Source organism: Marinomonas epiphytica (genome assembly GCF_054780655.1).
Window position 1 is genome coordinate 632,245 of the sequence record NZ_BAAGVX010000026.1, and the last position, 10,045, is coordinate 642,289.

The window sequence follows — 10,045 nt, forward strand, 5'->3', positions numbered from 1 at the left end:
TTTAATGGCCTAACGGGTCAGGTCAACTAAAACTGTCTTTTGCTCTTCTAACTTGGCTAAAAGCTTCTTTAGGCGTTTGTGCCGGTGGCTCGTTAAGTTGTTGAGCTGCCAAAGAAATAATTTTTTCTTGTGCAGTTCGTAAAAATGGGTTGGTGGCTTTTTCTAACGCCATGTTTGACGGTAAGGTAATCGCTTGCTCAGCTCTTAACTGTTCAGCTTGTTGGTTGGCTGTTATTAGTTGCTGGTTGTCTGGGTCAATTGACAAGGCGAAGCGATAATTGGCTAAAGTGTATTCATGGGTGCAATAGACAAGGCAATGGTCTGGTAGAGCGGCAAGCTTTGTTAAAGCGTCTAGCATTTGTTCTGCTGTACCTTCCATTAAACGGCCACAACCTCCTTTGAATAAGGTGTCACCGCTTAATAAAATAGGTTGCGCCTGATCACTGTAATAGCATAGATGATCGAGGGTATGGGCGGGTGTGGCCATAACATGGAAAGTATGATTAAACAGGGGGATCTGGTCGCCATCTTTTACAGGATGAGTGATCAATTTCTTAAGGTGGGCAGGCCCGAATACCGGGCAGTCAAAGTGACTTTTCAGCTCAGCGACACCCCCTGTGTGATCAAAATGGTGATGTGTGATCAAAATTCCAAGCAATGGAGAGCTATGTTGTTGGCAGTAGTCGAAGACGGGGGCGGCATCGCCAGGGTCTACTACCCAAACACCAGAACTATCATTATCTTTGATTAACCAGATATAATTGTCATTAAAAGCGGGGAGTGGCAGTAATGTCATGAAGAACCCTAATCTATAATAAATTGAATGGTGCGTTAGTTAGTATTATACGCATATCCATTTAAAGAGAGAGTGAATTGTATGTTGGATGACCAGGCAAGACAATTCTTTCAAAGCTGGTATCAAACAGAGCTAGGTGAACGATTAAAAGCGCAAGAACTAGCAACGGTAGAGGCCGAGTTAGATCATGCCGTGGGCTATTATTTGGTTGTTCAATCACCGGTTAAAGAGCTGGTGTTACAGAATCACCGAATTCGACAGAGTTTATTAATCGCACCTGAGTTAGAGTTCGGTGCGCCTGAGAATGCGGTAGTGGCCTGTGCAAACGAATTACCGTTAGAATCAGACGGAGTGGATCTGCATCTGTTGCACCATACCCTCGATGTTTCCTTGACTCCACACGATGATTTACGTGAAGCGGCAAGGACCTTATTGCCTAGTGGTAAGCTCATTATTGTTGGCTTTAATCCGTGGAGCTTATGGGGCCTAAGGCGCTTATTTTCTGCCCGTAAAAAAGCCCCCTGGTGTGGGCGTTTTATCTCTTATAAAAGGCTGGAAGACTGGCTTAAAGTGGCAGGCTTAACATTAGAAAAAAGGCAATTTATTTATTATGAGCCGCCTGTAAAGAGTCATGGTTGGTGGTGTCGCTATCAGTGGATTAAACGTCTAATGAAGCCCCTTAAACTGCCCTTTTCGGGAGTCTATGTATTAACCGTTACTAAACAAGTGAAGCATCATATAACCGTTAAACCAAAATGGCGTCGGGCAAGAGTCAGAGTGCCTAATTTAAGTAAACCGACAGCAAAAGAGATGAAAAATTGAAACAAGTAGTGATATACACTGATGGCGCCTGTAAAGGCAACCCAGGTATTGGTGGCTGGGGAGCGTGGTTAACCTTTGGTGAGCACGAAAAACGTCTATGCGGTGGGGAACAAGATACCACGAATAACCGTATGGAGCTTCTGGGAGCAATAGAGGGTTTAAAAGCGTTGAAAGAAGCTTGTGAGGTGACCTTATATACGGACTCTTCTTACGTTCAAAAAGGCATTACTCAGTGGTTGGCCGGTTGGAAGCGTAAAGGTTGGATGACCGCCTCTAAGCAACCTGTTAAAAACAAAGACCTCTGGCAGACCTTAGACCAAGAATGTCAGCGCCATGAAGTAACTTGGAAATGGGTGAAAGGGCACGCCGGAATTGAAGGTAATGAGATTGCTGATCAGTTAGCAAACCAGGGGATTGAGGAGCTAAGAGCGAAGTCATGAGACAAGTTGTTCTAGATACAGAAACCACAGGTATAGACCCTAAACAAGGTCATAGAATTATTGAAATTGGTTGTGTTGAAATGGTTGACCGAAAACTCACCAATCGCCACTTCCATGTTTACGTGAATCCTGATCGGGAAGTAGAAGAAGAAGCTTTCCAAGTACACGGAATCAGCAATGAGTTTTTAGCAGATAAGCCCCGCTTCAAAGACGTAGCGCAAGAGTTTTTTGACTTTATAAAAGGCGCGGAGTTGATTATTCATAATGCTCCTTTTGACGTAGGCTTTATGGACCATGAGTTCGCCATGCTGGGTGGCTTTCCTAAGACCGCAGAGGTTTGTGAAATCTTTGATAGTCTGGTGTTCGCCAGAAAAAAACACCCGGGGCAAAAGAATAACCTAGACGTACTTTGTAAGCGTTACGGTATCGATAACTCGCACCGAGAGCTACACGGAGCCTTGTTGGACTCTGAGATCCTAGCTGATGTTTACCTGCTTATGACGGGTGGGCAAACAAACCTAGGTTTGGTTAGTCAATCAGAAGGCGATGGACAAGAACAAGTTGCTGGGGAAATTCGACGTTTTTCTCCCGATAGGCCCATGTTAAAAGTCATTCGTGCTAATGAAAGTGAATTGCAAGCTCACCAAGAAAGATTAGACTTAATTGATAAAAAATCAGGCCAAGCCATTTGGCGTAAACAGTAGCGCTAAATGGCGTTAGTTGGTCTATGGTAATAAAAAGTTAGCCCCTCGATTAGAGGGGCTAACTTTTTATAGAGCTAAAATAATAGCGCTATAAAAAGTGGTATACGCACAGTCCGCCTACCAAGCTTAGAACTATGGTATACGGCAGAGCCATCCAAACCATTTTGCCGTATGAGAGCCTTACCAAAGGAGCAATGGCAGAAGTGAGTAAGAAAAGGAACGCCGCCTGTCCATTGGGGGTGGCGACACTCGGTAAGTTTGTTCCTGTGTTAATGGCAACCGCTAAGATGTCAAAGTGTTCGCGGCTAATTGTGCCGGCTTCAAGCGCTGACTTTACTTCACCTATGTATACCGTTGCGACAAAAACATTATCGCTAATGGCAGACAATAGGCCATTGGCAATAAAGAACATGATGGGTTGCGACTCAGTAGGTAAGTTGAGCACCACATCAATAATAGGTTGAAAGAGGTGTTGCTGGTGAATGACGGATACCACTGTGAAGAACACCACCAATAAAGCCGTAAAGGGGAGGGCTTCTTCAAAGGCTTGTCCAATTTGATGCTCTTCTGTAACGCCGTTGAAAGAAGTCAGTAAGACAATAACCATAAGGCCGACTAAGCCCACTTCAGCTACGTGAAAGGCTAAAGAAAACACGAGAATTAAGGCCACAATACCTTGGATGATCAGTTTGGCTTTATTGCGGTTGGTGCTGCGCTGGGACTCTTCTTCCTCGAAATTTTTCAAAATATTACGAACATTCTCGGGCAGAATTGCACCGTACCCAAATAGCTTGGTGTTCTCCACTACCACTACTGTTAGCAAGCCACTGAAAAAGACAGGAACAGAAACAGGAGCGACATTCAAAAAGAATTGAGCGAAATCCCAACCTGCGACTTTGGCGATCAGTAAGTTCTGAGGTTCACCAACAAGGGTAGCCACCCCTCCTAGAGCCGTACCCACAGCACCATGCATTAACAGGCTTCGTAAAAAGGAGCGAAACTGAGCCAGATCGTCTTGATTGACTGGTAAAATTTTATCGTCAACCACATGATTATGTTTTTTATCTGAAGGCTGGCCAGACGCGACTTTATGATATACCGAATAAAATCCTACGCTCACGCTTATTAATACCGCCGTAACGGTTAGAGCATCAAGAAAGGCCGATAAAATAGCAGCAGCAAAGCTAAACACCAAGGAAATAATGACTTTAGAACGGATCTTCACCAGCAGTTTATTAAAAATAAACAGTAGCATATCTTTCATGAAGTAAATGCCGGCCACCATGAACATCAGTAGCAGAATGACTTCAATATTATGTTTGACCTCTTCATAGACGCCATGGGAATTAGTGAGCCCTAATAAAACGGCTTCTACGGCCAGTAAACCACCGGGTAATAAAGGGTAGCATTTCAATGCCATACCGAGCGTGAAAATAAATTCGATAATCAGTACCCAGCCAGTAATGAAAGGTCCAACGACAGCCAATAAAATGGGGTTGAGAATAAGAAAGATAATGATCGCTTGTTTGTACCATAGGGGGGAATTTCCTAGGAAATTATGGCTAAACGATCGCGATAAAGTGGTTTGCATTTATGGATCCTTGAATCGGTTTTTATTGTAATGAAACTGTAAGGTGGGGAGATCATAAGGGATAACCAATTGTGTATCTACTACGAATTTTACAAAAAGTGCTTGCTATTTGGCTTTTTCACCCCAATATCTGATGAAATTGTGAGATGTAGAGGGTATTAGTTTGGAATGGTTTAGTGATTATGTGGGCTTTTTGCTTAAAGTGATAACGTTATTAGTCGCTTTTGGATTGGTTTTAGCCATGTTGGCAAGCAGTAAGAAAAAATCGCGTTCTGGTAATTTATCCGTAACAAAGCTTAACGAAAACTTCGACGATATGAAGCAAGAGCTGGACAATCAGCTGCTGGATAAACAAGAGTTGAAAGAAAACAGCAAAGCGAAAAAACGCCAACAAAAAGCGGAGAAGAAAGCGCTTAAAAAAGAAGGTAAAAAAAACACGCAAACCACTGAGCCTAAGAAGCGGTTATTTGTTCTGGATTTTGATGGGGATATCAAAGCCTCAGCAGTGGATCAGATGCGAGAAGAAATCACTGCCGTACTAAGTATTGCCACCCCTAAAGATGAGGTTGTCGTGCGTCTTGAAAGTGGTGGGGGAGTGGTGCATGGCTACGGTTTGGCGGCTTCTCAATTGCAGCGTGTTAAAGAGGCTAAAATTCCATTAACGATCTGTGTTGATAAAGTCGCGGCCAGTGGTGGTTATATGATGGCTTGTGTGGCAGATAAAATAGTGGCTGCTCCTTTTGCAATCTTGGGATCCATTGGAGTGGTCGCTCAAGTACCAAATTTGCACCGTCTATTGGATAAAAACCACATCGATGTGGAACTGCATACTGCTGGGCGTTATAAGCGTACTTTGACCATGCTTGGGGAAAACACAGATGAAGGTCGCGAGAAGTTCAAACAAGATTTGGAAGACACCCATGGTTTGTTTAAATCTTTTGTTTCTTCTCAACGGCCAAGCTTAGATATTGAGACCATTGCCACAGGCGATACCTGGTATGGCACTCAAGCATTAGACAATCACTTGATTGATGAAATTAAAACCAGCGATGCCTACTTAGTAGAGCACTATGGTGATGCCGACGTGGTGCAAATAGCATTCAAACAGCCTAAATCGGTAACGGAGAAACTAGGTTTATCAATCTTGTCTGCGTTTGAAAGTAAAGGCGTTCACTGGTTAAGTAAGCTTGCCCAGTCGCGAGGCTTCTAATCTATTTCGTTTTTAAGTGGGGTATGGTTTCATGCCCCTCGCCCCTTATTCAAGTTCGCTGCTTGAATCGTGATAGGGGGAAGTTAAGCCCGTTTCTATAGTTGCATTCTGCTGTTGTATGGCTTCAATCGCGGTTTCTAGCTCAAGTGGCTCAAAATACAGTAAGGTGCCAATGATTGGGTGATCTAAATAATTCAGTTTTTTACTGGCAGTCTTATTCTCAATGTGTAAGTTCAGTACTAACGCAGGCTCAAATTGTTTGATGTTTGTATTAAGTTGGGGCTCGATCTGTGTTTGGTTTAAATCTAGAGGTGGGGTTTCTAATGGCTGTGAAAAGCTATCGAACAAGTAGTGTCTATAATGAATATCAGACTCCAAGTAGCGCCCTAACCGTATGCTGATGTCGCCCACTAATTCAGGGTAGCCGTCTTTAGTAAGTGGGCTATAAAAGCTTTGATTTACTCTCGCCCCAGCTTTGTTGAAAATCAGTGTCCAGCGTTGGCTAGAAAGTATTTGGACTCTGTTTTTAAGTCTTTGCTTATATTGCAAAAAAACGTCCGGAAGTTGAGAGGTATTAAGCGTGCTGCTCTCAAGTTGGGACTGGTTGATTCTCAATAAATTTTCTAGGTCGAGAACATTCTCGTAATCCACGTGTTCACTGGCGTATTTTTCTGGCCAGGCAAAAGTGAGTAAGTAGCCTTCATAAGCTCTAGCCGTTTTAGGGTCAATCTGGTTTAGATCGATTGCTTGGGCTGCTTGGCTAACGCTTGCTAATAAAAGCAGGGTCGCGAGTATCAATTTCAATGTAATAGCTCCAGCGTCTTGGTCGTTTGTTGGAAGCGATCTTCCGCATTTTGCATGTTGGTAATGAATTTTAAAGTATCTGATCCCATTAGTTTATACTGGTTTGGCTTGGTTTGGATCAACTTAATTAACTTCATTGGGTCTACCGGTGTATCGGCTCGGAACAAAATTTTACCTTCTTTCGGGCCTGCCTCAATTTTATTAATGCCTAGTTTTTCAGCTTTTAACTTAAGGTTCGTTTGCCTAAAGAGGTTCTTGGTGGCGTCCGGCAGTAAGCCAAAACGATCAATCATTTCAACTTGTAGCTCTTTTAGTTCGGCATCGTTGGTCGCGCTGGCAATGCGTTTATAAAGAATGAGTCTTGAATGTACGTCGCCCAGATAATCCTCTGGAATGAGTGCGGGAATACGCAGATTGACATCGGTTTGAGCAGGTGTGCTTATGTCTACGTCAGGTGACTCGCCATTTTTAAGGGATTTTACGGCTCTGTCTAGCATTTCCATAAACAAAGAAAAGCCCACGTGTTCAATATGGCCGCTTTGGCCGTCACCTAATAACTCCCCAGTACCACGGATTTCTAAATCGTGGGTGGCTAGGGTAAAGCCTGCGCCTAGCGTATCCGCCATAGCAATGGCTTCTAGGCGTTTTTCTGCATCCGAGGTGATTTTACGATCATTCGGGGTGAGTAAATAGGCATAAGCCTGATGATGTGATCGGCCTACTCGGCCGCGCAATTGATGCAATTGAGCCAAGCCGAACTTATCGGATCTTTCAATGATAATAGTATTGGCATTAGGGATATCTATGCCTGTCTCAATAATGGTGGAACACACCAAAACATTGGCTCGCTTGTGGTAAAAGTCGGACATCACTTGCTCAAGTTCTCGTTCTCGCATTTGTCCGTGACCGACAATAACCCTCGCTTCCGGTATGAGTTCAGATAGCTCTTCTGCCGTTTTTTCTATGGTTTGTACTTCATTGTGCAAAAAGTACACCTGACCGCCTCGGTGTAGCTCCCTCAAAATGGCTTCTTTTATCTGCTCGGCACTTCTTTCTTTAACAAAGGTTTTAACAGAAAGACGCTTAGCGGGAGGTGTGGCAATGATTGAAAGGTCGCGTATGCCAGATAAAGACATATTCAAGGTTCTAGGTATTGGTGTGGCTGTCAGAGTTAAAATATCTACTTCAGAGCGTAAGGCTTTAAATTGATCTTTTTGTTTAACGCCAAATCGGTGTTCTTCGTCTATGATGACAAGGCCAAGGTTGGCAAAAGTAATATCGCATTGAATCAGTTTGTGGGTCCCTACCACTATGTCTGCTTTACCGGACTCAAGGCGCTCTATTGCGGCATTGGACTGTTTTGATGATCTAAAACGAGACAGTAATTCAACTTCTACAGGCCAATCGGCAAAACGGTCACAGAAGTTTTCATAGTGTTGCTGTGCCAACAAAGTAGTGGGCACAAGCACGGCGACTTGTTTGCCATCTTGTACGGCTAAAAATGCAGCCCGCATGGCCACTTCGGTTTTACCAAAGCCGACGTCTCCACACACCAAACGATCCATAGGTTTGGCTGCGGACATGTCTCTAATAACGGCATCAATGGCAAGTTGCTGGTCTGGGGTTTCTTCAAATGGAAAGCCTGCTGCAAAGAGCTCGTATTGGTCGTCGGGTTTGGCAAAGGCGTAGCCGCTTCTGGCTTCCCGTTTAGCGTAAATTTCGAGTAGCTCTGCCGCGGTATCTCGGGCTTTCTCGGCAGCTTTTTGTTTAGCTGCGCTCCATTTGTCTGTACCCAGTTTGTGCAGAGGGGCGGTGTCCTCATCTGCGCCCGTGTAGCGGGAAATCAGTTGTAAAGAGGAAACAGGTACATACAGTTTAGCGTCGTTTGCATAACCCAAGGTAAGTAACTCTGTTTCTTGGCCATCTATTTCTAAGTTGGTTAAGCCAAGATAGCGCCCAACACCGTGGTCAATGTGAACGACAGGTGCGTTTAACCGTAACTCAGTTAAGTTGCGAATAATGGCATCTTCATTAACTTCACCGTGTTTACTACGACGGCGTTGTTGACTTACCCTTTCTCCTAATATGTCGCTCTCGGCAAGTAAAGTTACTTCATTTTTTATGGTGAAGCCTCGGTACACTTGACCTTCGGTAATGGCGAGAGGTGCGTCAGACTCACGAAAGCTGCGCCAGTCTGATAGGTGCTTGGGTTTAATACCTTGTTTTTGGAGCAATTCGATGAGAGCTTCCCGTCGACCTGCAGACTCAGCAACAATGAGTGTTCGGGTGCTCGTTTTTTCCAAAAAATGCTGTAACTTTTGCAAAGGAGTAGGGGCTTTCGACTCAATGCCGACATCAGGTTGAGCCTGATAGCTGTCGTGCTCACCTTGTTCGCTAAAAATTACACTGGGGTAATTATTTAATAAGGCAAAAAACTCGTCTTCTTTTAAGCATACTTCTTCAGGGGTAAGAATAGGGCGCTCAATGTTGTAATTTAAGGACTCGTGTCTGCTGCGGAAATCCAACAAAATGCTGGCCAAGTTATCTACTAAAGTGTCTGCTCGTATGATGAGCGTGTCTTTTGGTAAATAGTCAAATAGGTTGGCGGTCTCAGTAAAAAAGAGCGGTAAGTAATATTCTATGCCTGCTGGAATGATACCGCTGGTAATGTCTTGATAAACTGGGCTGGATAAAGGGTCAACCGTAAACCTTTCTCTAAAAGCCTGGCGAAACTGCTGAATCCCTTGGCTGGTGGTTGGGAACTCTTTGGCAGGCAGCATGTTAATTTCTTGGGTTTTCTCTGTACTGCGTTGCGTGTCAGGATCGAACCAACGAATGCTATCAATTTCATCATCAAACCAATCAATTCGAATCGGCTTATCCGCTCCCATTGGAAACACATCCATTAATGCGCCCCGAATGGTAAATTCACCATGCTGGTGAACATTGTCTACATGCAAATATCCTGCATCAGTTAACTTACTTGAGAGCTTTTCACGAGCAAGAAGTTGCCCTTCTTTTAAATGAAACCGCTGTGCATCAATGTGTTGCTTTGGACAAAGGCGAGTTAAGCATGAAGCCAAAGTGGTTAAGATAATGGGGGCCTGGCTTTCAGACAAGACAGCTAGGGTCTCCAATCGTTGTGAGATAATATCTTGGTGTGGCGAGAAAGCATCGTAAGGCAAAGTTTCCCAATCACTGAAGCGTAATGTTTCTTTGTGATTAGAATTCAGAAAGGCCAGTTCATCTTCCAGTTCGTTGAGTTCTGCAACCGTATTAGCAAGGTACAAAATCGGGGTGTTTTGTTGTTGAGCAATTTCAATAAGCTGTAAGGCTTTGCGGCTACCTTGCAGGCCGTTCAAATGATTTTTGTAGCCCGGCTTAGTATTGATTGATAAAAGATCTGACATGATACGAAATACTTTCCTAGAGGATTTTTAACCGCTTTATAATGTTGAAACTGAAGATAGGTAAGTGAACCTTTAAGCGGACTACATTGTGGCTGTTTCAAACAGCCTTGGCAACATTTAACCGATCAAACAAACCTAGGGGCCGCACAAGAAAACTAACTAAGACACCCATGTTTAAAAGAACTAACTAAGACACCCACCTTTGTTGGGCTTGAGGCTCTAGAAGTTCATGTCTTTTAGTCTTTTTTAACATGATGCTTTTTCTGGG

Annotated in this window: 8 protein-coding genes; 4 read left to right on the forward strand and 4 right to left on the reverse strand. The window is 43.8% G+C overall.

The features are described 5' to 3' along the window. Positions 1 to 22: 22 nt before the first annotated feature. Positions 23 to 796 carry a hydroxyacylglutathione hydrolase gene (gloB, locus tag ACYVGZ_RS08025; protein WP_460753694.1) on the reverse strand — a complete coding sequence of 258 codons (774 nt, stop codon included), beginning with the start codon at positions 794 to 796 and terminating at the stop codon, positions 23 to 25. An 81-nt stretch (positions 797 to 877) separates the two neighbouring features. On the opposite strand from gloB, the gene ACYVGZ_RS08030 reads away from it, so the two are divergent. Genes ACYVGZ_RS08030 through dnaQ form a run of 3 tightly spaced genes read left to right on the forward strand, consistent with a single transcriptional unit; the run spans position 878 to position 2,762 of the window. Beyond that, positions 878 to 1,618 carry a class I SAM-dependent methyltransferase gene (locus tag ACYVGZ_RS08030; RefSeq protein WP_460753697.1) on the forward strand — a complete coding sequence of 247 codons (741 nt, stop codon included), beginning with the start codon at positions 878 to 880 and terminating at the stop codon, positions 1,616 to 1,618. Continuing rightward, on the forward strand, positions 1,615 to 2,058 hold the full coding sequence (rnhA, locus tag ACYVGZ_RS08035; RefSeq protein WP_460753700.1) for a ribonuclease HI: 444 nt from the start codon (positions 1,615 to 1,617) through the stop codon (positions 2,056 to 2,058). The genes ACYVGZ_RS08030 and rnhA overlap by 4 nt, the downstream gene beginning before the upstream one ends. After that, positions 2,055 to 2,762, forward strand: a complete 708-nt coding sequence (gene dnaQ, locus ACYVGZ_RS08040) for a DNA polymerase III subunit epsilon (RefSeq protein WP_460753703.1) — start codon at positions 2,055 to 2,057, stop codon at positions 2,760 to 2,762. The genes rnhA and dnaQ overlap by 4 nt, the downstream gene beginning before the upstream one ends. An 88-nt stretch (positions 2,763 to 2,850) precedes the next feature. On the opposite strand, the gene nhaB is transcribed toward dnaQ, so the two are convergent. Beyond that, positions 2,851 to 4,353 carry a sodium/proton antiporter NhaB gene (gene nhaB / locus ACYVGZ_RS08045; RefSeq protein ID WP_460753705.1) on the reverse strand — a complete coding sequence of 501 codons (1,503 nt, stop codon included), beginning with the start codon at positions 4,351 to 4,353 and terminating at the stop codon, positions 2,851 to 2,853. Between the two features lie 163 nt (positions 4,354 to 4,516). On the opposite strand from nhaB, the gene sohB reads away from it, so the two are divergent. Beyond that, positions 4,517 to 5,563 carry a protease SohB gene (gene sohB / locus ACYVGZ_RS08050; protein ID WP_460753708.1) on the forward strand — a complete coding sequence of 349 codons (1,047 nt, stop codon included), beginning with the start codon at positions 4,517 to 4,519 and terminating at the stop codon, positions 5,561 to 5,563. A gap of 45 nt (positions 5,564 to 5,608) precedes the next feature. On the opposite strand, the gene ACYVGZ_RS08055 is transcribed toward sohB, so the two are convergent. Together ACYVGZ_RS08055 and mfd are read right to left on the reverse strand one after the other, a co-directional pair. Further along, positions 5,609 to 6,367, reverse strand: coding sequence for a hypothetical protein (locus tag ACYVGZ_RS08055; protein WP_460753711.1), 759 nt, complete (start codon positions 6,365 to 6,367; stop codon positions 5,609 to 5,611). Continuing rightward, positions 6,364 to 9,777 carry a transcription-repair coupling factor gene (gene mfd / locus ACYVGZ_RS08060; protein WP_460753713.1) on the reverse strand — a complete coding sequence of 1,138 codons (3,414 nt, stop codon included), beginning with the start codon at positions 9,775 to 9,777 and terminating at the stop codon, positions 6,364 to 6,366. The genes ACYVGZ_RS08055 and mfd overlap by 4 nt, the downstream gene beginning before the upstream one ends. Between the last annotated feature and the right edge of the window lie 268 nt (positions 9,778 to 10,045).